This is a genomic window from Streptomyces nymphaeiformis (genome assembly GCF_014203895.1).
Lineage (GTDB): Bacteria > Actinomycetota > Actinomycetes > Streptomycetales > Streptomycetaceae > Streptomyces > Streptomyces nymphaeiformis.
This window is the reverse complement of the sequence record NZ_JACHJY010000011.1, coordinates 107,328-131,820: the sequence shown is the minus strand read 5'-3', so window position 1 is coordinate 131,820 and position 24,493 is coordinate 107,328. Positions and strand designations below refer to the sequence as shown.

Sequence of the window (24,493 nt, the reverse complement as noted above, 5' to 3'; positions counted from 1 at the left end):
AGATAGAAGTCATCTAGGTCAGTTCACGTCCTAGATGGGCCGCATCCTTGAAGACATGACGGACACCCCGGCACGACTCCTGAATCTGCTCTCGCTCCTCCAGACCCCGCGCGAGTGGCCCGGAAGCGAGCTCGCCGAACGGCTCTCGGTCTCCCCGCGCACCATCCGCCGTGACATCGACCGGCTCCGCGACCTCGGCTATCCCGTCGAGGCGACGATGGGCGCGGTCGGCGGCTACCGCCTCGTCGCGGGTACGGCGATGCCGCCGCTGCTCCTCGACGACGAGGAGGCCGTCGCGATCGCCGTCGGCCTGCGGGCGGGGGCCGGGCACGCCATCGAGGGCGTCGAGGAGGCGTCCGTACGGGCCCTGGCGAAGCTGGAGCAGGTGCTGCCGTCGCGGCTCCGGCACCGGGTCTCGGTCCTCCAGAACGCGACGATCCCGCTGACCCGGGGCGACGGCGCCACCGTCACCCCCGCGACCCTGACCACGCTCGCGGGCGCGGTGACGGCGCACGAGCGGCTGCGGTTCGGGTACCGGGCGGGGGACGGGTCGGAGACGAAGCGGCTCGTGGAGCCGTACCGGCTGGTGTCGACGGGGCGGCGCTGGTACCTCGTCGCGTACGACCTGGGGCGGGAGGACTGGCGGACGTTCCGGGTGGACCGGGTGAGCGAGCCGTTCGCGACGGGCGCGCGGTTCGCTCCGCGGGAGCTGCCGTCCGGTGATGCGGCGACGTACATGGCCCGCTCCATGTCGCGGGCCCACGGCGAGGTCGACCTCGACGTGTCGTTCGCGGCGCCGGCCGAATTCGTGGTGGCGCGCCTGCCGTCCCACCTGGTCCCGGTGGCGGAGGGCCCGGACCGCTGCCGGCTCCGTGCCCGGGTGACGGACTCGGTGGAATGGCTGGCCCTACGCCTGGCCCTGATGGACATCGCCTTCACGGTCCACGGCCCGGAGCCCCTGATCACGTACATGCGGGACCTGTCGGCGCGCCTGGAGTCGGCGACGAACGGCTGACGCCCGTTGTGGGCATGCGTTCCGCCGGGGCGGAACGGGTGGGCACAACGGAACGGCGCCCTTGCCGGCGCCAGAGGCTTCGTGCCTGAACCCGCACGTGCGGTGCGGCGCGCAAGTGGTGCGGGTCAGGGCACGGAACGCGGAGGCGCCGCTGGGGGCGCCGTCCCGTGTGCCCACCCTCCCCCGAGCTCTCGGCTTCGCTCGGGCAGGGGGGACCCCCTCGCCCTGCGGGACGATTGCCCACACGGCGGTGGGCACCGCCCCGCCGGGCGCCCGCCCGCTCCACATTCGCCGGCCGCCCTAGGCCACCGCGTCGAAGCCCGTGTCGTGCGCCATCTTCTTGAGCTCAAGCAGCGCGTGCTTCTCGATCTGGCGGATCCGCTCGCGCGTCAGCCCGTGCTCCTTGCCGACCTCCGTCAGCGTCCGCTCGCGCCCGTCCTCGATCCCGTACCGCATGCGGATGATCGACGCCGTGCGGTGGTCGAGCTTGTCGATGAGGTCGTCGAGCTCCTCGCTGCGCAGCAGCGTGAGGACGGACTGCTCCGGGGAGACCGCCGAGGTGTCCTCGAGCAGGTCGCCGAACTGGGTTTCGCCCTCGTCGTCGACCGACATGTTGAGGGAGACCGGGTCCCGCGCCCAGTCCAGGACGTCGGTGACGCGCTCGGGCGTCGAGCCCAGCTCCTCCGCGATCTCGGCGGGCTCGGGCTCCCGCCCGTGCTCCCGGTTGAACTCGCGCTGCACGCGCCGGATCCGGCCGAGCTCCTCCACGAGGTGGACGGGGAGGCGGATGGTCCGGGACTGGTCGGCGATGGAGCGGGTGATGGCCTGGCGGATCCACCACGTCGCGTACGTGGAGAACTTGAAGCCCTTCGCGTAGTCGAACTTCTCGACCGCGCGCACCAGGCCCGCGTTCCCCTCCTGGATCAGGTCGAGCAGCGGCAGCCCGCTGCGCGGGTAGCGCCGGGCGACGGCCACCACGAGCCGCAGGTTGGACTTGATGAAGAGGTCCTTGGCCCGCTCGCCCTCGGCGACCAGCGCTTCGAGCTCCTCGCGGGTCGCCCCGCCGGCCTGGCTCTCCACCTCTTCGTCGAGTATCTGCTGGGCGTAGACACCCGCCTCGATCGTCTGGGAGAGCTCGACCTCCTTGGCGGCGTCGAGCAGGGGCGTGCGCGCGATCTCGTCGAGGTACATGCCGACCAGGTCGCGGTCGGCGATCTCCCCGCCCACGGCGCGAACGCTGCTTGCCCGTGCGGCCCCGCTCTGGGCGGAGGTCTGACGACGGGCGACGGCACGGGTTGCCATGCGTGCTCCCTTGCTGAGTAGGTCGCGACACCCTTGCGGGTGCCCTGCATCCGACGGAAACAACGACTGGAATCAGGACAGAATTCCCACCCGGCACATGGATTTTGGCGATCATGCAGTATCCTGCGCGGCCGCCACCCCCGCGGGCACGCCGCGGATACCCACGGAGATGCAGGTCAGACCGGCACGGAGGGTGCAGCGGCGCCCCTTCGCGAAGCCCACGACCACACTGTCGGTGAGACCGCGATCACATGCGGCGCCACCCCTTCAGACGCCTCGGCGCGATCAACGGTTGCCCCGCCGCCCCTCAGCCCTGCGGCCTAGGTCCCCAGCCCGTTCCCCCGCCCCGCTCCCCCGGCCTAGCGTCACCCCATGACCGACACCACCGGCACCCTCGACGAGGCCCTCGAACGGCTCCACACCACGGGTCCCGAGCGCAACGGCTGGCTCACCAACCACGCCCCCATGGCCGTCGAGGCCCTGGTCCGCCACGGCCAGGCCCCCGCCGTGCACCGCTGGCTCGACCACTACGCGCCCAGACTGGAGGAGGCGCCCGCCCCGCACGCCCCGGTCACCGCCGCCGACTGGCGGGAGGCGCTCGGCGACCCGGTCCGGATCACCGACTGGACCCGTTTCTTCTCGCGCGAGCTGGCGGACCGCCCCTGGCGGGAGGTCCTCGCCGAGTGGTGGCCCCGGCTGCTGCCCGGCATCGCGGGCGGGGCGACGCATCCGGTGATCCGCACCGGTCACGCCGTACGGACCCTCCTGAGCTCGGAGGAGACGGCGCCGCGCCGCGCCGAGCTGGCGCACGCCCTCGGTTACTGGGCGGCCCGCCACCAGCCCCTCCCGCCGCTCGCCCCGCTGGCCCCGGCACCCTCCGCGGCGGCCGCGCTGGACGCCGTACCGCCGGTTCCCGAGCAGGACGGCGGGATCCGGGCGCGGCTGGAGCAGCTGACGGCGTTCCCGGTCTGGGGCGAGGCTCCGGATCCCGACGCGGCGAAGGCGCTGCTCACCGAGCTGGTGACGGCGGCGACGCACCGGTACGCGACGCACGGCCACGGCGAGCCGATCATGCTGGTGCACGCGGCGACCGCGCCGAACGCGGTCCTGCGGACCCTGCCCGCGCTCCCGCGCAGGCTGTGGGCGCCGAGCGTGTCCGCGGCCTGGGCCGCGGCGGCCGCGGTGACGGCGGCCTACACGCCGCGCGAGGCCGCCCCGTACGAGAACACGGCCCTCACCGCCGAGGAGGTCTTCGAGCGGGCCGCCGCCCACGGCGACGACCACACGATCAAGTTCACGGACACGGCGCTCGACGTGGGCGACCCGCTCGCGCTGGCCGCCGCCGTCCGCTCGATCGACCTCAATCCGCCGGTGCTCTGAGTCCTAGCCGAACTGGACGGAACGCTTGGCGAGCCCCATCCAGAAGCCGTCGATCACCGACTTCTCCGCGTCGAGGTCGCCGGCCGCGTCCGCCGCGCCCATGGCGACGAAGAGCGGGGCGAAGTGCTCCGTACGGGGGTGGGCGAGGCGCCCGGCGGGCGACTTGTGCTCGAAGTCCAGGAGGGCGTCGACGTCGTGCGCGACGAGCGCCTCGTGTCCCCAGGCGTCGAACTCGGCGGACCAGCCGGGGACGCCGGGGCCGGTGTGGCGGAGGGCGGCGAGGTTGTGGGTGAAGAAGCCGCTGCCGACGATCAGGACGCCCTCGTCGCGCAGCGGGGCGAGCTTGCGGCCGATGTCCATGAGCCGGCGCGGGTCGAGCGTGGGCATGGAGATCTGGAGGACGGGGATGTCCGCGCCGGGGTACATCTCGACGAGCGGTACGTACGCGCCGTGGTCGAGGCCCCGGTCGGGGATGTCCTGCACGGGCGTGCCGGGTCCGTGGAGCAGCTTGCGGACGGCCTCGGCGAGCCGCGGGGCGCCGGGGGCGGCGTACTGGACGCGGTAGTAGTGCTCGGGGAAGCCCCAGAAGTCGTAGACGAGGGGGACGGTCTCGGTGGCGCCGAGCGCGAGCGGGGCCTCCTCCCAGTGGGCGGAGACCATGAGGATCGCCTTGGGCCGCGGCAGACCGGCGGACCAGGCGGCGAGCTGGCCGGGCCAGACGGGGTCGTCGGCGAGCGGCGGGGCGCCGTGGGACAGGTAGAGCGCGGGCATCCGTTCCTGCGTGGCGTCCATGTCGGCCTCCGATCTTGAAACTTCAAGTGTTTGGGTTCAGCGTAAACCTACATAGTTCAACTTTCAAGAATGAGCCTTACGATGGGATTCATGGGAAACATGGGAACCGGGGGAGACATGGCCGAGCCCCGCTGGCTGACCGACGAGGAGCAGCACGTCTGGCGCGCGTACCTGCACGCCACCACGCTCCTGGAGGACCACCTCGACCGCCAGTTGCAGCGCGACGCCGGGATGCCGCACGTCTACTACGGGCTCCTCGTCCAGCTCTCCCAGGCCCCGCGCCGCCGGCTCCGGATGACCGAGCTGGCCCGCAGCGCCAAGATCACCCGGTCCCGCCTCTCGCACGCGGTCGCCCGCCTGGAGAAGAACGGCTGGGTACGGCGCGAGAACTGCCCCTCCGACAAGCGCGGCCAGTTCGCCCAGCTGACGGACGAGGGCATGGAGGTCCTCCGGCGGAACGCCCCGGGCCATGTGACGGCCGTCCGCCAGGCCATGTTCGACCGCCTCTCCCCCGAGCAGGTGACACAGCTCGGCGCGATCATGCGCGTGATGGCCGCGGGCCTCGAACCCCAGGACGCGGACGCGGACCTGCCCTGGCTCCGCTGAGCCACCGCAACCGGAAACGGACCTGCCCCGGCTCCGCTGAGCGGAACCGGGGCAGGCGCTGTCCGAGAACGATCGTCAGTGCGCGATGACCGGCACCTTCACCTCGTCCTCCGCACCCGCGTCCGCGCCGGACCCGGCGACCGGGCCGCCGCCCGGCTTCCCGGTGTTGATGAACACGAAGGCGATCGTGGCGGAGACGACCAGGATGCCGACCGCCCACCAGATGGCCGCCGTGTACCCCTCGACCATGCTCTGGAACTGGAGCAGCTTCTGCGCGGCCGGGGTGGTCGCGCCGGCGACGTGGTCGGCCACGTAGGCGGCGGTCGCCGAGGCGGCGATCGTGTTCAGCAGGGCCGTACCGATGGCGCCGCCGACCTGCTGCGAGGTGTTGACCATCGCGGAGGCCACACCGGCGTCCCGCGGGTCCACGCCGAGCGTCGCCAGCGACATGGCCGGCATGAACGCCGTACCCATGCCCAGGCCGAGCAGCAGCTGCGCGGGCAGGATCAGCCCGGCGTACGAGGTGCCGATCTCCAGCTGGGTCAGCAGCAGCATGCCGACTCCGGCGGTCAGGAAGCCCGGGGCCATCAGGAACCGCGGCGGGACGCGGGTCATCAGACGGGTGCCGATCTGGGTCGAGCCCGTGATCATGCCGACGATCATCGGCAGGAACGCGAAGCCCGTCTTGACCGGCGAGTACCCCTTCACGACCTGGAGGTAGTACGTCAGGAAGAGGAACAGGCCGAACATCGCGATGACGGCGAGACCCAGCGACAGGTAGACGCCGCCGCGGTTGCGGTCGGCCACGACGCGCAGCGGCAGCAGCGGGTGCTTGACCCGCGACTCGGTGAGCGCGAAGGCGAGGAGCAGCACGCCGGAGGCGACGAAGAGGCCGATCGTGCCGGCGTCGCTCCAGCCGGCGGACTCGGCGCGCGTGAAGCCGTAGACGAGCGAGACCAGGCCGAGGGTGGAGAGGATCACGCCGGGGATGTCGAGCGGCGAGCGGTTGCGGCCGCCGGCCGGCTCACGGACGACGAGGTACGCGCCGGTGGCGGCGACGATCGCGAACGGGATGTTGACGAAGAAGGTCCAGCGCCAGTTCAGGTACTCGGTGAGGAAGCCGCCGAGGATCAGGCCCACGGCGCCGCCGCCGCCGGCGATCGCGCCGTAGATGCCGAAGGCCTTCGCGCGCTCCTTGGCGTCGGTGAAGGTCACGGCGAGCAGGGAGAGCGCGGCGGGCGCGAGGAGCGCGCCGAAGGCGCCCTGGAGCGCGCGGGCACCGAGCATCATCGCCTCGCTGGTCGCGGCGCCGCCGAGGGCGGAGGCGGCTGCGAAGCCGATCAGGCCGGTGACGAAGGTCCGCTTGCGGCCCCACAGGTCGGCTATGCGGCCGCCGAAGAGGAGCAGACCGCCGAAGGCGAGGGCGTAGGCGGTGATGACCCACTGCCGGTTGCCGTCCGAGATCCCGAGGTCGTGCTGGGCGGAGGGCAGGGCGATGTTCACGATCGTCGCGTCGAGCACGACCATCAGCTGGGCGAGGGCGATGAAGATGAGGGCTTTCCAGCGGCCGGGGTCGGCCTGGACCGCGGTCGTGTCGGGGATTTTCGGCATGGGGGTAGCCACCTCTTGGCGCGTACTGATGAAAAAGGGACGTAAGTCTTGAGGGAGTGCGGGTTACTCCGAAGAAGGTCGGGTCACGAGGAGCAGGCGTCCCGCCTCAGGTCCTCGAGGGTCGCGGCCTTCCCGGGCAGCTCGGAGCGGGCGGGCGTCTCCAGGCCGTCGAGGAAGAGCTGCAGGTGGCGATGGACGAACTGGTCGAAGGCCCCGCAGCCGGATCCGGGCAGCGGGCGGGTCAGCTGGGAGAGCGCCACCATCAGGTCGCCGACGCCGACGTCGACACGGAGCCGGCCGGCCGCCTGCGCCCGCTCGACGAGGCCCTGGACGACCCCCTCCAGGCGGTCGCGCTCGGCGAGCAGGTCGGGGTGGTCCCGGTCGAAGGCGCCGTCGAGCATCGGACACAGGGCGCCGACGCGCTCGTCGGCGGCACCGTGGGTGAAGCGGCGGAGGGCGGCGAAGGTGTCGTCCTCCTCCTCGGCGGCCCGCTCGGCGACCTCGGTGACCCGGGCCATGAGCGAGAGGACGACCTCGTGGACGAGGTCGGCGCGCTCGGGGAAGTTCCGGTAGAGCGTGGCGTTCCCGACGCCGGCGCGGCGCGCGATCTCGTCGTACGGCACCTGGGAGCCGAACTCGACGAACATCTCGCGGGCCGCCGTCACGATCCGCTCGCGGTTGCGCAGGGCGTCGGCCCGCGGGCGGGGTACGCGGCGGGCGGGCGCGGTGGCGGGGGTGCTGGTCACGCCACGACCTCCTCACAGTCAACGGATCCACGAGCGGCGGACCCACGAAGAACGGATCCACGAAGGACCGGTCCACGAAGAACAGGTCCACGAACGAATCCGGGGAACGATTCCCCACTTGCAGCGACACAGGTGCAAACGGGGACCGAGTCCCCGCTTATTTCCCACCCTCCATGTGACCCGGGTCACAATCTCCCGCCCTCTCCGGGATACCCACGATCGGGCCACCCGGCGCGCGCACCCGGACCCCGCGCCACAGGCTGATCGCACAGCGCTGACCCGCGGAAGGGGTCGCGGCGCCGACCTGCCCCACCGGAGAGGCGACGTATGCAGCACCCCCGCCGACGGATACGCAGACCCGTCGCCCTGGCGGCGACCACGGCACTCTCCCTCGCCCTGCTCGCCTCGGCGAGCAGCACCCTTCCCGGGCCCGCCCCGGCCTCGGCGGGCCCCGTGGCCGCCGCGCCGAGCGGCGCCCAGCTGGGACCGTGCCGCATCGCCACCACGATGGGCGTGCAGATGTCGGAGGGGCTGCCCACGGCCCCCGGATACGTGCGCTCCACGGGCCGCGTCAGGGCCCTCAACCTGATGATCGACTTCCCCGACGCCCCCGGGGACGGCCCGGCGATGGGCCGCTTCCGCGAGTTCTTCCCGCAGACCGCCGACTGGTTCCGCGTCAGCTCGTACGGGCGCCTGCACTACCAGGCCGAGGCGCCGATACCCGACTGGCTGCGGATGCCCCGGCCCTTCTCCTCGTACGGCATCGAGCGCGGCTCACCGTACGAACCGGGCTACCGCTCCCTCGTCGAGGACATCGTGAAGGCCGCCGACGCGCGGGTGGACTTCAGCGCGTACGACCTGGTCAACGTCCTCGTCACGCCGAACGCCGGGCCCTCCGCCCTCGACACCGTGCTGTCCGTGACCTTCTCCGGCAACGACGACGCCCCCTACGCCGACGGCGTGCCGCTCGCCAACACGTCCTTCGTCTACAGCCGCCAGGACGACGGCTCCGGCAGCTTCCCCGAGACCGGCTACCGCGTCCTGCCGCACGAGAACGGCCACGTCTTCGGCCTGCCCGACCTCTACACCTCGGACGGCGGAGGCACCGTCGGGCACTGGGACATCATGTCCGAGGACTGGGGCGCCGACAACGACCTCCTCGGCTGGCACAAGTGGAAGCTGGGCTGGCTCGACAACGACCAGGTCAGCTGCGCCTCCACGCCCGGCACCGGCGACTACAGCCTCACCCCGCTCGCGATCACCGGCGGCCCCAAGCTCGTCTTCGTCCCGCTCTCCGGCACCTCCGGATACGCCGTCGAGGTCCGCAGCAAGGACGGCAACGACGAGGCCGTCTGCAAGCAGGGCGTCCTCGTCTACCGGGTGGAGTCCGACGTGGACACCGGCCACGGCCCGGTGACCGTGGCCGACAGCGACCGCTCCAGCGGCGGCTGCACGCGCCGGGCCAACGTCCACGCGGAGCTGTCGGACGCGCCGTACGCCCCGGGCGAGACGTTCACGGACCGCGCGAACGGGATCCGGATCGAGGTCCTGGAGGAGGACGAGACGGGAACGTACCGGGTGCGGATCACCCGCCGCTGACCTGCTCCCTCAGCTCCCGCTTGAGAACCTTCCCGGTCGGGTTCCGAGGCAGCTCCGCGTCCCGTACGAGGATCCGGGCAGGCACTTTGAACCCGGCGAGCCGCGCCCCGACGTGAGCGCGCAAGGCCTCGGGTCCCACATCCGCGCCGCCCCGCAGCCGCACGACGGCCACGACTTCCTCCCCGAGCAGTGCGTGCGGAACCCCGAACACGGCGGCATCGACGACATCCGGATGCTCGTGCAGCACGCCCTCGACCTCGACGCAGTACACGTTCTCGCCGCCGCGGATCACCATGTCGGTGAGCCGGTCGACGACACTGACCCGCCCGTCCGCGTCGACGCGGGCGAGGTCACCGGTCCTGAACCAGCCGTCCTCGGTGAAGGCGGCGCGGGTGGCGTCAGGATTCCCCCAGTACCCGCGGACAAGACACTGCCCGCGCAGCAACAACTCGCCCACCCCCTCCCCATCGGGCCGCTCGATCCGCACCTCGGTGACGGGCGAGGGCCGCCCGACACTCCCGGGATGCGCGCGGTACTCGGCACCGACGTTCGACAGGACCCCTCCGCAGGTCTCGGTGAGCCCGTACCCGTTCCGGGGCTCGATCCGCTCCCCGTACCCCTCGGTGATCCCCCCGACGATCCCGGGCGGGGCGGCGGCGCCTCCGGTGCTGAGGAGGGTCAGGCAGGCGAGCGGGTCGCGGCGGCTCCGGGCGAGCGCGAGCAGCTGGAGCGCGGTGGTGGGCACCCCGGCGAAGTGGGTGACCCCTTCGTCCCGCATCAGCTCAAGAGCTCTCGCGGCATCCCACTTCCGCATCATCACGAGGGTCCCGCCGGCGGCCATGACGGCGTAGAAGGAGGTGAAGGCGGCGACGTGGAAGAAGGGAAAGGTGGTGAGCGAGACGGGCGCCGCCCCCACTCCCGGCACCTCACCGCGCGCGAGGGCGGCGGCGGCGGCGAAGTACCGCGGGTTCATGGCGGCCCCGACCTGCGCGAGATGCGTGGCGACGGCCCCCTTGGGACGCCCGGTGGTGCCGGAGGTGTAGATGATGGTGGAGTCGGACTCGGGCAGGACGTGGACGTCGGGAGGCCCGAGCAGAGGATCGTCATCGGCGACGTACTCGACGAACCCCTCGCACGCGCCCTCCCCCCGGAAGACGATCCCGGGCACGCCGTTCCGCACGGCCCACTCCCGCACGCGCCCGACCCGCTCGCCGTCGACGAGCAGCACGCCGGGAGAGCAGTCGTCGAGGGCGTACGTGAACTCGTCCTCGGTCCACCAGGCGTTGAGCGGCACGGCGACGAGCCCGGCGAGCTGGGTGGCCCAGAAGGCGACCTGCCACTCGGGCAGGTTCCGCATGGCCACGACGGCCCGGTCCCCCGGCCGCAGCCCGTACTCCCCGACGAGCCGCCGCGCGAGCCCGCAGGCGGCGTCGAAGAACTCCCGGTAGCTCATCCGCACGCCCTCGGCCACGAGGAACGTCCGGTCCCCGTACCCCCAGGTCACCTCGACGAACTCCCGCAACGTCCGCGGCCCGCCGACGTACACCCCGCCCTCGACGGCGAAGGGCGCCCCGGGCGCGCAGAGCCGCTCGACCCCACCAGCCACCACCACAAACCCCTCCTAAGCGCCCGCTCACCCAGCGCGGCGACGCTATGCGGCTCCCCGCCCCGGGTCAACCCGACACGGAGGAACACGACCGCCTGCGCCGTTCGGCGACAACAGGGGCGACCCGCGCAACCCCCATCCGCTAGTCTGTCTGCGGTCCCTCGCCTTCGTAGCTCAGGGGATAGAGCACCGCTCTCCTAAAGCGGGTGTCGCAGGTTCGAATCCTGCCGGGGGCACAAGCCGAAAGGGCACCTACCGATTTTGGTAGGTGCCCTTTCGGCTTGTGCCCCTACCGGACGACGACGTTGTGCGCCGGGATGATCGTGGGCCGTGCGTCGGCGTGGCCGAGGTCGGCCAGGATCGGGCCGAAGGTCTTCGCGTGGGCGGCGAGGGCCTCCTCGCTCTCCCAGACCTCGGTCACGCGGAACCCTCCGTCGACCGGCCCCGCGGCGTGGGAGAGGAGGCCCGGATCCCCCACGTCGGCGAAGCGTGCGAAGCCCTTCCCGCCGGTCACGCGCGCGATGACCTCGTCGTAGAGCTCCTGTCCGGCGCCGGGGAGGTCGAAGGTGACGATGACGGCCATGTGAATGCCCCTCTCTCCAGCCGCCGCACAGCTGCGGCGACGCCCGCGATCCTAGCGTTCGGTAATGGAGTGGATCCACAGAGTGACTATGCGGCCCGTGACGTAGGCCGCCGCCGGTTCTATCCTGGGCTCCTTATCCGGGGGAAAACGGGGGGAACCATGGAGTGGTTCTGGTGGGTGCTCATTCTGTTCTGGAGCGGTGGGTTCGCTTGGGCCGCTGACAACGTGCGGACCGCGTTGCGGCATCGGCACGAGCGGAAGATGGAGGTTCTGGAGGCGGCCAAGCAGGAGCGGCTGGCGCTCGAGGCCTCGCAGCGGACGCCGGAGCCCGTGTGCGGGTGTACGCATCACCTGGCGAAGCACGACAAGCAGGGGCGGTGCCATGAGCGGGTCGAGGTGCCGACCGCCTGGGACGAGAACAAGAAGCCGGTGCGGTACGAGGCCGGTGCCTGCAACTGTCAGCAGTACGTCGGGCCGCAGCCGCTGTCGCAGGTGTTCGCCGACGAGCTGACGGATCTGGCCTGAGGGCCGCGGCTCAGCGGAGTTCCTCCGGGCAGGCCGTGCCACGGGAGAGTTTGTACGGGGCCGCCAGGCGGTAGGTGCCGGGTTTCGGGGCGATCAGTTCCGTCCATTCGTCGCCCTCCGGGTCCGCCTCCGTCTTGAAGAGGCAGCCCTTCTCGTTGGCGAAGACCTTCGGGAGCTCCGTGTCCGAGGCCTCCCGGGCCAGCTTCGAGGCCTCCGTCTCCTTCGGCGGTTCGATCTTGGCGCCGTTCTCGTCCACGAGGGCGAGCCACGGCGAGTACGGGACGCGGATGAGGACCCGGCCGGGCCGGTCGACCCGGATCACGACCTCGTTCTCCTCCGCGCTCTGCACCTGGGCCGGCGGGTCCGCCAGCGGGGTCGGGTTCTCGACCTCGTACAGCCGCCAGTTCTCGTCCGACCAGACCTGGTTCAGGTACGGCAGGCCCTCGCGGACCAGTTCCGCCTCCCGCTCGGCGCCCGAGTCGGGGGCGCCGGTGGGCAGGACGACGTAGTGGACGGCCCAGCGGTCGAGCCAGTCCTGGTAGTTCGCGGCGTTCAGCGTGTCGTCGTAGAAGAGCGGGTTGCGCTCCATGTCCGCCTGCCGGTTCCAGCCGCGCGCCAGGTTGATGTACGGGCTGAGCGCGGAGGACTCGCGGTGGCTGGACGCCGGCACGACCTCGACCCGCGCCTTGCCCGCGTCCCGGACCTGGAGCTGGTTGACGAGCGGCGCGAGCTCGCGCGCCCAGGAGGCGTCCGGGGCGGTGCGGATGACGTCGTCGACGCCCTTGAAGCCGATCCAGAAGTTCAGCCCCGCGACGGCGAGCAGCAGCGCGTACCAGCGGCGTGAGCGCGGCGCCGTGTACGGCAGGGCCGCGAGCAGCACGACGCCCGCGAAGAGCATCGGCAGCCGGGAGATGTTCGAGCCGATCTGGGAGTCGATCAGCCAGGTCAGCAGCGTGCCGATCGAGTAGACCGCTGCCGCCGTGCGGACCGTCCGCCAGGTCTTGGGGACCAGGACGAAGGCCAGGACGCCGAAGAGGAGCGGCAGGACCGTCGAGCCGAAGGCCATCGGCTGCGTGCCCGAGAACGGGAAGAGCCAGGAGGACAGGGCTACGACGGCGACCGGGGCGAGACCCAGGGCGTACGCGCCCGGGCGGCGCTTGTTCAGGAACAGGGCCGCCGCCGCGACCCCCAGGAACAGGCCCGCGACCGGGCTGCACGCCGTCGCCAGGCCCGCCAGCGGGGCCGCGACCGCCGCCTTCGCCCAGCGTTTGCGCCGCCAGCGGTACGGCCAGCAGAAGACCGCGGCGACCGCGCCGAGCGCGAACATCATGCCGAGGCCGAACGTCACCCGGCCCGAGAGCGCGTTGCAGAGGAAGGCGAAGACGGCCGCGATCGAACAGACCATCGGGTTGCGGACCGCCCGCACCCGCACCAGGATCAGCGCCGTCAGGCCGGCCGACAGCGTCCCCGCGACCATCATCGTGCTGCGGACGCCGAGCACCGACATCAGATAGGGCGAGACCACGCTGTACGAGACGGGGTGCATCCCGCCGTACCAGGCCAGGTTGTACGCGGAGTCCGGGTGCCGTCCCACGAACTCCGCCCACGCGTCCTGCGCGGCCAGGTCCCCGCCGCTGTTCGCGAAGAGGAAGAACCACAGGACGTGCATGAGGGCGGCGAGCCCGGTGGCCGCCAGGACCGTGTAGCGGCGCTTGCGGCGCCGGACGGGGCTGGGGGCAGACGGTGCCGGGGCCGGCGCGGGGGCCGGCCGTTGCGTCGGGAGCACTATTCGCGAGAGCGAAGAGGAGCCGGTATCCGTGGGCGGCGCGGCGCCGTCGGCGTCCCTGTCGTCACGAGCGTCACGAGTGTCACGTGCTTCATGGGCTTCACCGTAGACGTCGGGGTCGGAGTCCGCGCGGTCGGCGCGTGTCGGCTCGGCGGTGGTCACTGCGGCCCTTTCCCGTGTTGCCCGTCTCGCTTCTCGCGTAGGTCACGCGTGTCCCGCGTACGTCACCCGTGCTTCTCGTCCCCCCGGAAACGCTAACAGCCGGGCGCCCCGGAGAACCCGGGGCGCCCGGCCGAGCGGGTGGCCTCTCAGCCCAGGCGGGTCAGCTTCTTGTCGAAGCCGGGCTCCACCAGGTCCTTCTGGAGGGCGACCGGGGAGCTGACCTTGCCGGCGCCCGTGCCGATCGACACCTGGCCGACGACGTCGCCCGCCTTCCCGGAGTGCGGGAGGGCCTTTCCGCCGTCCGTGAGCTCCAGCTTCACCTGGAGGCCGGGCCAGCCGACCGCCTTGAGCTCCTTGGTGGCCACGACCGGCGTCCGGCCGCCGAGGCCGTCGTCGACGTAGCCCAGGACCTGGCCCTCCTTGACCACGGCGGCCGAGGTGACGTCCTTCTGCGCCTGCTGGATCAGCTTGAGGCTGTTGTCGATGGCGAGCTGGAGCTTGTCGATGAGGAGCTTGGCGTCCTTCGCCCCCATGACGATGCCGAGGATGCGGCGGTTCTTGCCGTCGACGACGGTGTTCGCCGCCCAGAGCAGGTTGCCGCCGGCCGGGGTGGAGGAACCGGTCTTGATGCCGTTGACACCGTCGTGGAGCAGGATGTTGTTGTTGTTCTCGATCCGGCCGGGGATGCCGTCGACCGTCACGTTCGGCATGTTCACGATCTCTCGGAACACGTCGTACTGCATGACCGCCTTCGCCAGCTTCAGCTGGTCCTGCGGGGTCGACATCGTGCTGTCGAGCAGACCGGACGGGTCCGTGTACGTCGACTGGGTCATCCCCAGGTCCTTCGCCGCGGCGTTCATCTTCTCGACGAACGCGGCCTCCGAACCGGCGTCCCAGCGCGCGAGCAGCCGGGCCACGTTGTTCGCGGAGGGGATCATCAGGAGCTCCAGGAGCTCCTTCTCCGTGTAGGTCTGGCCCTCCTGGACCGGCGCCGTCGACTCCGAATCGTGCTTCGCCTGCTCGGCGGCCTTCTTGTCGATCGTGATCTCGGGACCCTGCTGCTTGCCCTTGATCGGGTGGTCGCGCAGGATCACGTACGCCGTCATCGTCTTCGTCACGGACGCGATCGGAGCCGGCTTCTGCGCTCCGTACATGCCCATGGAACCGACGCCCTCGACCTCGACGGCGCCCTGGCCCTCGCCGGGCCACGGCATCTTCAGCTCGCCGCCCTCGAAGGTGAACGTCGGATCGGCCGACAGGGTCAGCGCGGGCGGGGGCAGCGGGCGGACCATCTGCACGATCGCAAAGACGATCAGGAGGAGCAGGACCAGCGGGGTCCAGATCCGGAGCCGTCTCAGGGTCGTCCGCAGCGCGCTCGGCGGCGGGGGCGGCGTGTTGGTCAGCTCGGCGAGGAGGTCGAGCGGGGGCAGCGGCGGCAGCGGCTGCTGCCGGGTCCGCTCCGGCTCGGAGAGCCCCGATCGCGACCGCGCGGCGGCGGGGGCGGGCGCGGGCGCCTTGACCTCGGGGGCCTTGGGCGCGGCGGTCGGCGCGGAAGCCTTCGGCGCGGCCGCCTCGGGGGCCTTGGTGGCCTCCTGGGCCGCCTTCTCGGCCTTCTCGGCCTTCTGGTCGGCCGGGATGTCGGGGCGCAGTGCGCGGAAGACGCTGGTGCGCTCGCTGTCGGAGTCCCCGGTCAGGGAGGGCGGGAGCTTCAGGGCGGTCGTCGGCTGGTCCACGACCGGCGGACGGACCATCTTGAACATGGTCGTCGGCTGGTCGACCGGCTCGTCGTCCTTGTCCGCGCCCTCGGCCTTGCCCTCGCCTTCACCCTTGCCCTCGTCCTCGGAGGCGGCGGGTGAGGGCGCGTCAGAGGGCTCCTCCTTCGCCTGCTGCTTGCGCGCGGCGAACCAGGCCGCGGAGGACGCCTTGTCCTCTCCGTCCTTTACGTTCTCTACGGGAGCCTTGTCCTCTACGTCCTCGACCGGCTCCTCGTCCGCCTCGTCGCCGGACGCGTCGTCCGTCTCCTCGGGGCCGTCCTCGGGCTCGTCGTCCGGCTCCTCGTCCAGTGGCTCGGCCTCGGAGTCGTCGGCCTCGGTCTCGTCCTCCGGCTCGGCCTCGTCCTCGGACTCGGGCTCCTCGACCGACACCTCGGTCTCCGTCTCCGAAGCCTTGGACTCCGAAACCGCGGACTCCGAAGCCTTGGGCTCCGACTCCTCCGGCTCCCCCTCCGTAGCGACCCACGCCGCCACGGCCGCCTTCAGACGGTCGCCCTCGGCCTCACCCTCGGCCTCACCCTCCGGCTCCGACTCGGGGGCCGTCGTCGGCTCGTCGTCCTCCGGCGTGCGCGGTGCCAGGGTCTTGAACACGGCCGTCGGCTGGTCGACCCGGACCGCCGAGGACGGCGAGGACTCCGACTCACGGAGTACGGAAAGCCTGGGATCCCGGCCGCCGCCGCCCGAGGCCGCCGTCTCCTGCGACGACCCCTGCTGCTCCGCCTTGTCGGGGGACTCGCCCGCCACCGTGCCTCCTCCATGCGTCATACGTACGTCCGAACCGTCTACCAGTGTCCTGTGTGAACCCCTTGGCTCCCGTGCTAGACGAGAACGACATACCTACTGGTTCCCGGATGAACCACCCAGGCACTCTCGACAGATGAATGTGAGAGGGGTCACCCTGTCATTCATCCACGCGGGGAGGCATGGATGGGCAGGAGCCGCAGAACCATTCCGGAAGAGCTTCTGCTGCTCGCTCTGGACCCGACCACGGGTACCACAGCGCAGCCGCAGTCGCTCGACCTCGGTCTGGCCGGAGCACAGCTAGTGGAGCTGGCTCTGGCAGGCCGGATAGCCCCTGACGGGGATCGTATCGCCGTGGTGATGCCACGGCCGACCGGAGATCCGACACTGGACTCCGCGCTGGAGCTGCTGCGCAGGCGCGGCAGCCCGGTTCGGGCCGTCCACTGGATCGGCGGGCCCCGGCTGGGGCTCCGTCAGACGTATCTCTCGCATCTGGAGCGATGCGGCATGGTGCATGCCGTGGAGGGCCAGATGTGCGGGGTGTTGCCGACGACTCGCTACCAGGCGACGGACACGGCGATCAGTCGGGAGATCCGTGCCCGGCTGGACAGTGCGATCCGCACCGGCGTACCGCCGGACCCGCGGACCGCGGCGCTCGCCGCGCTGGCCCACGCGGTCGGTCTCGGCAAGCACCTCTACCCCGGCAACGAAGGACGGTCGTCGCGGTCCCGGCTGCGCGATCTGATCCGGCACGACCCCATGGGCGGACTCGTGGCGCACGCCGTGATGGACGTCCAGAACGGTGCGGCCGCACAGCCGCGCCGGAGCGCCGCGGGCGTCCCGGCGCAGCCTCGCGGCAGCATGGCCCGCGCGGCCGCGCACTGACCGACGCGCGGCCCGCACGAAGCAACCAGTACCACGTACCACCTGGAACCATCCCGGGAGCCGCACAGATGTGCGGAGCGGTCTGGACGGCCGCTCCGCACATGTGCGTTGTCCAGGTTTTCCAGCGCGCACCCGGCCTTTGGTGGCAATCTGCCAAGCGGTAGATACTCACAGCTACGCAGCAGACAGCCGGAGGTGCAGTTTCCGTGGCGTCCAACGTCAACCCCACCGTCAGGCGACGCCGATTGGGCCAGGAGCTGCGCAAGCTCCGCGAGGCGAAGAACATGACGGCCGAGCAGGTCGCCGAGCGCCTTCTCGTCTCCCAGTCCAAGATCAGCCGGCTGGAGAACGGCCGTCGCTCCATCAGCCAGCGTGACGTCCGGGACCTGTGCGGCGTGTACGAGGTCGAGGACGAGCGCATGGTCGACTCCCTCATGCAGATGGCCAAGGACTCGCGCCAGCAGGGCTGGTGGCACGCCTTCGGCGACATCCCGTACAGCGTCTACATCGGTCTGGAGACCGACGCGGAGAGCCTGCGGATGTACGAGTCGCAGATCATCCCCGGACTGCTCCAGACCCCCGCGTACGCGGAGGCCGTGATCTCCGGCGCGATGCCCGAGTCCGCGCCGGCGGACATCGAGAAGCGGGTCACCGTGCGGACCCGCCGTCAGGATCGGATCCGGGACGAGGAGCGGCCGCTGCGGCTGTGGGCGGTCATCGACGAGGGCGCGCTGCACCGGATCGTGGGCAGCCGGCAGCTGATGGTCGACCAGCTGGAGCACCTCATCGAGCAGTCGCACCTGCCGCACGTGACCGTGCAGGTGATCCCGTTCGAGATGGGCGCGCACCCGGGGATCAGCGGGCAGTACTCGATCCTCGAGTTCCCGGACACCTCGGACTCCAGCGTCGTGTACATCGAGGGCGTGACGAGCGATCTGTACCTGGAGAAGGCGCAGGACGTCGGCAAGTACTCCGTCATGTACGAGCACCTCAGGGCGCAGGCGCTGAACGTGGACCAGACGCGGGAGTTCATCTCGAAAATGGCGAAGAAGCACGCCCAGGGCTGATCGCCACAGGGTGGGGCAGGCACCGTACACCCCGTGATCGCTTTCACGGAAGCCCAGTTGGAATATGCCACTCGGACGTGTGAACGCCGGTCCCACCGCCCGGGACCGGCGAGTAGCGTCGATCACGCCATCAAGAACGTTGGCGCGACACACTACTCGACAGAAACCGGAGTGAGCGGCATGGCGATTATTCAGGGCGGAACGGACACCTGGACGAAGTCCTCGTACTCGGGCGGGAACGGGGCCTGCGTCGAGGTGAAGTCCCCCGTCGTGTCCGCGATCGCGGTGCGGGACTCCAAGGCCCCCGAGGGCCCGTCCCTCTCTTTCGGCCCGGGATCGTGGAACGCCTTCGTCGGCGAGGTGAGCAACGGGGCCCTCTGAGCCCCGGTGCGCGCACGCCGTCACCAGCAGTACGTATGAGCCCTCTCGACCGGTCCGCCGTCCTGGCCGAGGGGGCTCGGCCTTTGCCCGGGCCGGGCTACCGCAGCTCGTCCACGTAGCGGTCCGTGCCCGGGACCGTCGGGATGAACGGCGCCACCAGTTCCACCCTCCCCGCGCCGCCACCCAGGGACTCCAGGTCCGCGAAGTGCTCCGTCCAGCACGTGCGGGGGTCCTCCTCCAGGAACCAGAGCAGGGTCAGCCGGGTGTCGACGCCCTCGACCTGCTTCACGTACGTCATGCGGTCGCCGGGCAGCGGGGTCGGGCGGAAGACCGTCACCATCGCCGCCGGTGAGCCGGCGAGGCGGCGGGGCAGCTCCCGGTCGCGCAGCCGGTCGAGCAGGTCCGCCCGGCGCTCCGGGCCGTCCGTGTCGATCACCTGGAGGATCAGGCCCGCGTAGGGGTGGTCGAGGGCGTGGAAGTCGCGCGGGCCGGCCGCCCCGTCGCGGTAGACGGTGGCCTCGTGGTCCTGGAACGCGGTGAAGACGTGGGTACGGGCGTGGTGGACGCGGGCGTCGCGGTTGAGCCGCTTGTTGATGCCGACCGTCCACTTCATGTGGTCGTCGTAGCGGCCCTCGGTGATCCAGTACGTGGAGAGGTAGCAGCCGGCGGTGACCGGCTGGGCGACGGCGGACTTCTCCGGGCCGCGCAGGAGCTGGAGCTCGCGGGTGGCGACCCAGCGGCGGCCGGCGTACATCCAGGGCATGGCCATGGCGCCCGCGTAGTAGTGGTCGTCCTCGTACCAGCGGTTGTACGCGTACTCCTGGCCCGGGTGCGGTTCGACCATGGTGATCAGCGCGTGGCCGGGGCGGACCCCGTACGGGCCGACGGCCGCCAGTTCCGCGTACGTCTCGCTGCGGGTCTCCTCGCTCACTCTCGTACCCCTTCCCTTGACGGTGACGGAGACCTACTCTGACGGACCGTCAGATACTTGGCCAGGGTCGAGGAGGATCCGGATGCTGCTCCAGGGGAAGACGGTCGTCGTGTCGGGGGTCGGCGCCGGGCTCGGCCACCGGATCGCGGAGACGGTGGTACGGGACGGGGGCCACGCGGTGCTCGGCGCCCGCACCGGGGCCAACCTCGCCAAGTCCGCCGCCGAGATCGACCCGACCGGCACGAAGACCGCGTACCGGGTCACCGACATCACCGACGAGGCGCAGTGCGAGGCCCTCGCGGCGCTCGCCGTCGAGCGCTTCGGCGGGATCGACGCGGTCGTCCACGTCGCCGCCTGGGACTCCTACTTCGGGGGCCTGGAGGACGCCGACTTCGGGACCTGGCAGGGGGTCCTCGACGTCAACCTGCTCGGCACGCTGCGGATGACCCGGGCCTGCCTGCCGGCGCTGAAGGAGCACGGAGGCTCCGTGGTCCTGATCGGGACGCAGTCGGCGGTGGCGGCGCCCTCGCAGGTGCGGCAGGCGGCGTACGCGGCCTCGAAGGGGGCGCTGACCTCGGCGATGTACTCGCTCGCGCACGAGCTCGGGCCGCACCGGATCCGGGTCAACACCGTGCTGCCGGGCTGGATGTGGGGGCCGCCGGTCCAGGCGTACGTCCAGTTCGCCGCGCACACCGAGGGGGTGCCGGAGGCCGAGGTCCTCGCCCGGCTCACCGAGCGGATGGCCCTGCCGGAACTGGCGACGGACGGGGACGTGGCGGAGGCGGCGGCCTTCCTGGCCTCGGACCGGGCCCGGGCGATCACGGGGCAGTCGCTGCTGGTCAACGCGGGGGAGCTGATGCGCTGAGGCCGGGCGGAGGGGGAGCACTGATGCGCTGCGGTCGGGCAGAGGGGCAGGCTGATGCGCTGAGCCTGTGCGGTGGGGGGCAGGCTGATGCGCTGAGCCTGCGCGGTGGGGGGCAGGCTGATGCGCTGAGCCTGCGCGGAGGGGGAGCGCCGATGTGCTGAGCCTGTGCGGAGGGGAGCACTGATGCGCTGAGCCCTCTCCCCCGCGCCCCTCTCCCCCGCGGCCCGCGGCCCCGTGGCCCGTCAGCCCCTCGGGTAGCGCGTCAGCCAGCCCGGGGAGGAGTCCGTGGCGCTGTGCAGGGCCGCGCCCTGCGTCATCTCCATCGAGAAGTCGTCCGCGAGTTCCAGGACCGTCGCGCGGCCCTCCAGTTCGGCGAGCCAGGCCGGCGGGAGGGCCGTCTCGCCGTGCAGGGCGCCGAGCAGCGCGCCCGTGAGCGCGCCGGTCACCGCCGAGGGCCCGTCGTGGTTCACCGCGAGCCGCAGCCCGTGCCGTACGTCCTCGCCGACGAGCGCGCAGTAGACGGCCGCAGCGAGCTGCCCCTCGGCCCGGTCCTCGCCGGCCCCCAGGGCCGTCACCCGGTCCGCGTCCGGTGCCCCCTCCCGTACGGCCCCGAGGGCCCGGGCGAGCGCCTTTGTCACCGGCTCGTGCCCGGGGCGCACCGCGAGCTGCTCCAGGGCGCCGGCCACCGCCGCCTCCACGGAGCCGCCGCGCGCCAGGCCGTGGACGGTCACCGCGAACGCTCCCGCCGCGAGGCCGGCCGCCGGGGCGCCGTGCGTCTGCGCGGCGCACTCCACGGCGATCTGGCAGACGAGCTGCGGCTCCCAGCCGACGAGCAGCCCGTAGGGGGCCGAGCGGGCCAGGGCGCCGGAGTCCTCGGCGTCCGGGTTCTTCGGTCTGTCGAGCGTGCCGAGGGTGTCGTCGCCGAGGCCCGTCAGGCAGGCGCGGGGCGGGTTGCGGCGGGCGTAGAGCCACTCCTCGCGGGCGAGCCAGCCGTTGTCCTTGCGGCGCTCGTCGGGGCCCCAGTCGCGCTGGGTGGCGGCCCAGCGGAGATGGGCCCGGTGGACGTCGGTGGGCGGGTGCCAGTGGCCGGTGTCGCGGCGGACCTGGGCGCGGATGAGGCCGTCGACGGTGAACAGGGCCATCTGGGTCGCGGCGGTGACGGCGCCGCGGCGGCCGAACGCGGGCACGGGGTCGGTGAGTCCGTCAGGTCCGTACGCCTCGCGCAGCTCTTCCAGACGTCCGCCGGCTCCGGCGCCCAGGGCGTCACCGAGGGCCCCGCCGAGCAGACAGCCCCGTACACGGGACCGGAAGTCCTGCTGCTCGGCGCGACCCCACACGGCTGCGGCTGTCGTGGCCACGACGTGCCCTCCCCCCGTAGACCGGTCTGCGCAGCACTGTAATGGACCGGATACGCGCGTTCGGGGCCCGGAACGTTATGTGATCGGACGCCCTTCAGGCCACGTTTGACCGCGTTCGACCGCCCGTTGCCGTCAGTTCTCCGGCAGCACCGGGAGGAGTTCCGGAAGGTGGCCGTCCGAGGCCCGGGCCGTGCGCTGTCGTTCCTCCGGGACCTCGCCGTACAGCGTCGTGCGCGGCTTCGCCGGGCGGCCCGCCGCCTCCGCGATGGCCTCCAGGTCGCGGATGGAGCGGTACGAGCCGTAGCTGGAGCCCGCCATGCGGGAGATGGTCTCCTCCATGAGGGTGCCGCCCAGGTCGTTGGCTCCCGAGCGGAGCATCTCCGCCGCGCCCTCCGTGCCGAGCTTCACCCAGCTGGTCTGGATGTTAGGGATGTGCGGGTGGAGGAGGAGCCGGGCCATGGCGATGACGGCGCGGTTGTCGCGGGCGGTCGGGCCGGGGCGGGCGATGCCGGCGAGGTAGACGGGCGCGTTGGTGTGGATGAAGGGGAGGGTCACGAACTCCGTGAACCCACCCGTCTCCTGCTGGATGCGGGAGAGCGTGCGGAAGTGGCCGAGCCAGTGCCGGGGCTGGTCCACGTGCCCGTACATCATCGTGGAGGAGGAGCGGATGCCGAGTTCGTGCGCCGTGGTGATGACCTCGATCCACGTCGCCGTCGGCAGCTTGCCCTTCGTCAGCACCCAGCGGACCTCGTCGTCGAGGATCTCCGCCGCCGTGCCGGGGATCGAGTCGAGCCCCGCCTCCTTCGCCGCCGTCAGCCATTCACGGATCGACAGGCCCGTGCGGGTCGCGCCGTTGACGACCTCCATCGGCGAGAAGGCGTGGACGTGCATCCCCGGGACCCGCTCCTTCACCGCCCTCGCGATGTCGAAGTACGCCGTGCCCGGCAGGTCCGGGTGGATGCCGCCCTGCATGCAGACCTCGACGGCGCCGACGTCCCAGGCCTGCTCGGCGCGGTCCGCGACCTGGTCGAGGGAGAGGGTGTACGCGTCGGCGTCGGTGCGCCGCTGGGCGAAGGCGCAGAAACGGCAGCCGGTGTAGCAGACGTTGGTGAAGTTGATGTTCCGCGTGACGATGTACGTGACGTCGTCGCCGACGACGGACCTGCGGACGTCGTCCGCGATGCGGGTCAGCGCGTCGAGTGCGGGGCCGTCCGCGTGCAGCAGGGCGAGCGCCTGGGCGTCGGTGAGCTTCGTCGGGTCGTCGGCGGCCGTGCGCAACGCCTCGCGCACGTCGGCGTCGACGCGCTCCGGCACCATCCCGGGCGCGGCGGCCTCGCGGAGCGCCTCCCAGTCCCCGTACACGACGTCGAAGTCCTCGCGCCGGTCGGACGTGCGGCCCTCGGTGTCGATGGTCGCGTGCAGGTCCGTACGGCCGGTGGCGGTGAAGGCCTCGTCGGGCTCCTGCCAGGGCAGTCCGCGGACGGGCGCGTCGGGGTTCGCGAGACCGGTCCCGGGGTCGGCGAGGGCGCGCACGTGCGGGAGGAGCCGGGGGTCGAGCCAGGGTTCGCCCCGGGTGACGAACTCGGGGTAGACGCAGAGCCGTTCGCGCAGCTCGAAGCCGGCGGCGCGGGACCGCTCGGCGAGCTCCTCGATCTGCGGCCAGGGGCGCTCGGGGTTGACGTGGTCGATGGTGAGCGGGGAGACGCCGCCCCAGTCGTCGATGCCGGCGGCGATCAGCCGCTCGTACGCGGAGTCGACGAGGTTCGGCGGGGCCTGGAGGCAGGCGGAGGGGCCCATGATGAGCCGGGCGACGGCGACGGTGGCGACGAGGTCGTCGAGCTCGGCGTCCGGCATCCCGCGCATCGCCGTGTCCGGCTTGGCGCGGAAGTTCTGGATGATCAGTTCCTGGATCGAGTGGTAGGCGCGGGCGATCCGGCGCAGCGCGAAGAGGGACTCGGCCCGCTCCTCCAGGGTCTCCCCGATGCCGAGCAGCAGCCCGCTCGTGAACGGCACGGAGGAACGGCCGGCGTCCTCCAACACCCTGAGCCGCACGGCGGGTTCCTTGTCGGGGGACCCGTGGTGGGGGCCGCCGGGCTCGGACCAGAGGCGGGTCGCGGTCGTCTCCAGCATCATGCCCATGGAGGGCGCGACGGGCTTGAGGCGCTGGAAGTCGGTCCAGGACAGGACGCCGGGGTTGAGGTGGGGAAGGAGCCCGGTCTCCTCCAGGATGCGGATCGCCATGGCCCGTACGTACGCGATGGTGTCGTCGTACCCGTGCGCGTCGAGCCACTCGCGGGCCTCGGGCCAGCGGTCCTCCGGCTTGTCGCCGAGGGTGATCAGGGCCTCCTTGCAGCCCATCTCGGCGCCGCGGCGGGCGACGTCGAGGACCTCGTCCGGCGACATGAACATCCCGTGGCCGTCCCGGCGGAGCTTGCCGGGGACGGTGACGAAGGTGCAGTAGTGGCACTTGTCCCGGCAGAGCCGGGTGAGCGGTATGAACACGCTCTTCGAGTACGTGACGACCCCGGGCCGCCCCGCGGCCTCGAGTCCGGCGTCCCGCACGCGCCCCGCGGAGGCGACGAGGTCGTCCAGATCGCTCCCCCGCGCCCGCAACAGCACGGCGGCCTCGGCGACATCGAGCGCGACCCCGTCCCTGGCCCGCTTGAGGGCACGGCGCATGGCGTTCTCGGTGGGTCGTCCTGCCTGGTGATCCGTCATGAACCGAGCATACGAGCGGGCCGGGCTCCGCCGTCCGTTCCGGGCGATCGTCCCGCAGGACG

General features: G+C 71.8%; 20 protein-coding genes and 1 tRNA gene. 10 read left to right on the top strand and 11 right to left on the bottom strand.

Annotated features, from left to right (window positions below; all coding sequences use genetic code 11):
* Positions 1–55: 55 nt before the first annotated feature.
* Positions 56–1,015 (top strand): helix-turn-helix transcriptional regulator, encoded by a 960-nt coding sequence (locus GGE06_RS33870; RefSeq protein ID WP_184932577.1) that lies wholly within the window; start codon positions 56–58, stop codon positions 1,013–1,015.
* A gap of 300 nt (positions 1,016–1,315) precedes the next feature.
* On the opposite strand, the gene GGE06_RS33865 is transcribed toward GGE06_RS33870, so the two are convergent.
* Positions 1,316–2,317 (bottom strand): sigma-70 family RNA polymerase sigma factor, encoded by a 1,002-nt coding sequence (locus GGE06_RS33865; protein ID WP_116160466.1) that lies wholly within the window; start codon positions 2,315–2,317, stop codon positions 1,316–1,318.
* Between the two features lie 372 nt (positions 2,318–2,689).
* On the opposite strand from GGE06_RS33865, the gene GGE06_RS33860 reads away from it, so the two are divergent.
* Positions 2,690–3,697, top strand: a complete 1,008-nt coding sequence (locus GGE06_RS33860) for a questin oxidase family protein (RefSeq protein WP_116160465.1) — start codon at positions 2,690–2,692, stop codon at positions 3,695–3,697.
* Positions 3,698–3,700: 3 nt separating this feature from the next.
* Here GGE06_RS33860 and GGE06_RS33855 read toward each other — a convergent pair whose 3' ends face one another.
* Positions 3,701–4,489 carry a dioxygenase family protein gene (locus tag GGE06_RS33855; RefSeq protein WP_116160464.1) on the bottom strand — a complete coding sequence of 263 codons (789 nt, stop codon included), beginning with the start codon at positions 4,487–4,489 and terminating at the stop codon, positions 3,701–3,703.
* 99 nt (positions 4,490–4,588) lie between these two features.
* On the opposite strand from GGE06_RS33855, the gene GGE06_RS33850 reads away from it, so the two are divergent.
* Entirely contained in the window at positions 4,589–5,095 is a 507-nt protein-coding gene (locus GGE06_RS33850; RefSeq protein ID WP_184932655.1) for a MarR family winged helix-turn-helix transcriptional regulator, read from the top strand.
* Positions 5,096–5,170: 75 nt separating this feature from the next.
* On the opposite strand, the gene GGE06_RS33845 is transcribed toward GGE06_RS33850, so the two are convergent.
* Together GGE06_RS33845 and GGE06_RS33840 are read right to left on the bottom strand one after the other, a co-directional pair.
* Positions 5,171–6,706, bottom strand: a complete 1,536-nt coding sequence (locus GGE06_RS33845; RefSeq protein WP_184932576.1) for an MFS transporter — start codon at positions 6,704–6,706, stop codon at positions 5,171–5,173.
* Positions 6,707–6,789: 83 nt separating this feature from the next.
* A complete protein-coding gene (locus tag GGE06_RS33840; RefSeq protein ID WP_116160462.1) occupies positions 6,790–7,452 on the bottom strand; it encodes a TetR/AcrR family transcriptional regulator in 663 nt (220 codons plus the stop codon).
* A 327-nt stretch (positions 7,453–7,779) separates the two neighbouring features.
* Here GGE06_RS33840 and GGE06_RS33835 point away from each other — a divergent pair, with 327 nt between their 5' ends.
* Positions 7,780–9,051 carry a M6 family metalloprotease domain-containing protein gene (locus GGE06_RS33835; protein WP_116160461.1) on the top strand — a complete coding sequence of 424 codons (1,272 nt, stop codon included), beginning with the start codon at positions 7,780–7,782 and terminating at the stop codon, positions 9,049–9,051.
* Here the strand turns inward: GGE06_RS33835 and GGE06_RS33830 are convergent.
* Positions 9,038–10,657 carry a class I adenylate-forming enzyme family protein gene (locus GGE06_RS33830; RefSeq protein WP_184932654.1) on the bottom strand — a complete coding sequence of 540 codons (1,620 nt, stop codon included), beginning with the start codon at positions 10,655–10,657 and terminating at the stop codon, positions 9,038–9,040. The two genes, GGE06_RS33835 and GGE06_RS33830, sit on opposite strands and share 14 nt — an antisense overlap.
* 163 nt (positions 10,658–10,820) lie before the next feature.
* Here GGE06_RS33830 and GGE06_RS33825 point away from each other — a divergent pair.
* Positions 10,821–10,893 (top strand) — tRNA-Arg (locus GGE06_RS33825).
* Positions 10,894–10,946: 53 nt separating this feature from the next.
* On the opposite strand, the gene GGE06_RS33820 is transcribed toward GGE06_RS33825, so the two are convergent.
* Entirely contained in the window at positions 10,947–11,240 is a 294-nt protein-coding gene (locus GGE06_RS33820) for a hypothetical protein (protein WP_181924609.1), read from the bottom strand.
* Between the two features lie 159 nt (positions 11,241–11,399).
* Here GGE06_RS33820 and GGE06_RS33815 point away from each other — a divergent pair, with 159 nt between their 5' ends.
* A complete protein-coding gene (locus GGE06_RS33815) occupies positions 11,400–11,765 on the top strand; it encodes a hypothetical protein (RefSeq protein ID WP_116160459.1) in 366 nt (121 codons plus the stop codon).
* Positions 11,766–11,775: 10 nt separating this feature from the next.
* Here GGE06_RS33815 and GGE06_RS33810 read toward each other — a convergent pair whose 3' ends face one another.
* Both GGE06_RS33810 and GGE06_RS33805 read right to left on the bottom strand, forming a co-directional pair.
* The gene (locus GGE06_RS33810) at positions 11,776–13,434 is read right to left on the bottom strand and encodes a DUF8823 domain-containing protein (RefSeq protein WP_246532915.1); all 1,659 of its coding nucleotides are present in this window, start codon (positions 13,432–13,434) and stop codon (positions 11,776–11,778) included.
* 425 nt (positions 13,435–13,859) lie between these two features.
* On the bottom strand, positions 13,860–16,229 hold the full coding sequence (locus GGE06_RS33805; RefSeq protein ID WP_184932575.1) for a D-alanyl-D-alanine carboxypeptidase family protein: 2,370 nt from the start codon (positions 16,227–16,229) through the stop codon (positions 13,860–13,862).
* A gap of 183 nt (positions 16,230–16,412) precedes the next feature.
* Between GGE06_RS33805 and GGE06_RS33800 the strand changes: the two genes are divergently transcribed.
* The 3 genes from GGE06_RS33800 (at position 16,413) to GGE06_RS33790 (ending at position 18,559) form a co-directional block, all read left to right on the top strand.
* Positions 16,413–17,111 (top strand): GOLPH3/VPS74 family protein, encoded by a 699-nt coding sequence (locus GGE06_RS33800; protein ID WP_116160457.1) that lies wholly within the window; start codon positions 16,413–16,415, stop codon positions 17,109–17,111.
* A 206-nt stretch (positions 17,112–17,317) separates the two neighbouring features.
* The gene (locus tag GGE06_RS33795; RefSeq protein ID WP_116160456.1) at positions 17,318–18,178 is read left to right on the top strand and encodes a helix-turn-helix domain-containing protein; all 861 of its coding nucleotides are present in this window, start codon (positions 17,318–17,320) and stop codon (positions 18,176–18,178) included.
* Between the two features lie 180 nt (positions 18,179–18,358).
* On the top strand, positions 18,359–18,559 hold the full coding sequence (locus GGE06_RS33790; protein WP_116160455.1) for a DUF397 domain-containing protein: 201 nt from the start codon (positions 18,359–18,361) through the stop codon (positions 18,557–18,559).
* Positions 18,560–18,656: 97 nt separating this feature from the next.
* On the opposite strand, the gene GGE06_RS33785 is transcribed toward GGE06_RS33790, so the two are convergent.
* Positions 18,657–19,490, bottom strand: coding sequence for a hypothetical protein (locus GGE06_RS33785; protein WP_184932574.1), 834 nt, complete (start codon positions 19,488–19,490; stop codon positions 18,657–18,659).
* Positions 19,491–19,572: 82 nt separating this feature from the next.
* Between GGE06_RS33785 and GGE06_RS33780 the strand changes: the two genes are divergently transcribed.
* Positions 19,573–20,355 carry an SDR family oxidoreductase gene (locus tag GGE06_RS33780; RefSeq protein ID WP_184932573.1) on the top strand — a complete coding sequence of 261 codons (783 nt, stop codon included), beginning with the start codon at positions 19,573–19,575 and terminating at the stop codon, positions 20,353–20,355.
* 242 nt (positions 20,356–20,597) lie between these two features.
* On the opposite strand, the gene GGE06_RS33775 is transcribed toward GGE06_RS33780, so the two are convergent.
* Together GGE06_RS33775 and GGE06_RS33770 are read right to left on the bottom strand one after the other, a co-directional pair.
* Positions 20,598–21,713, bottom strand: a complete 1,116-nt coding sequence (locus tag GGE06_RS33775) for an ADP-ribosylglycohydrolase family protein (RefSeq protein WP_184932572.1) — start codon at positions 21,711–21,713, stop codon at positions 20,598–20,600.
* Positions 21,714–21,845: 132 nt separating this feature from the next.
* Positions 21,846–24,431, bottom strand: a complete 2,586-nt coding sequence (locus tag GGE06_RS33770; RefSeq protein WP_116160451.1) for a bifunctional FO biosynthesis protein CofGH — start codon at positions 24,429–24,431, stop codon at positions 21,846–21,848.
* Positions 24,432–24,493: the final 62 nt, after the last annotated feature.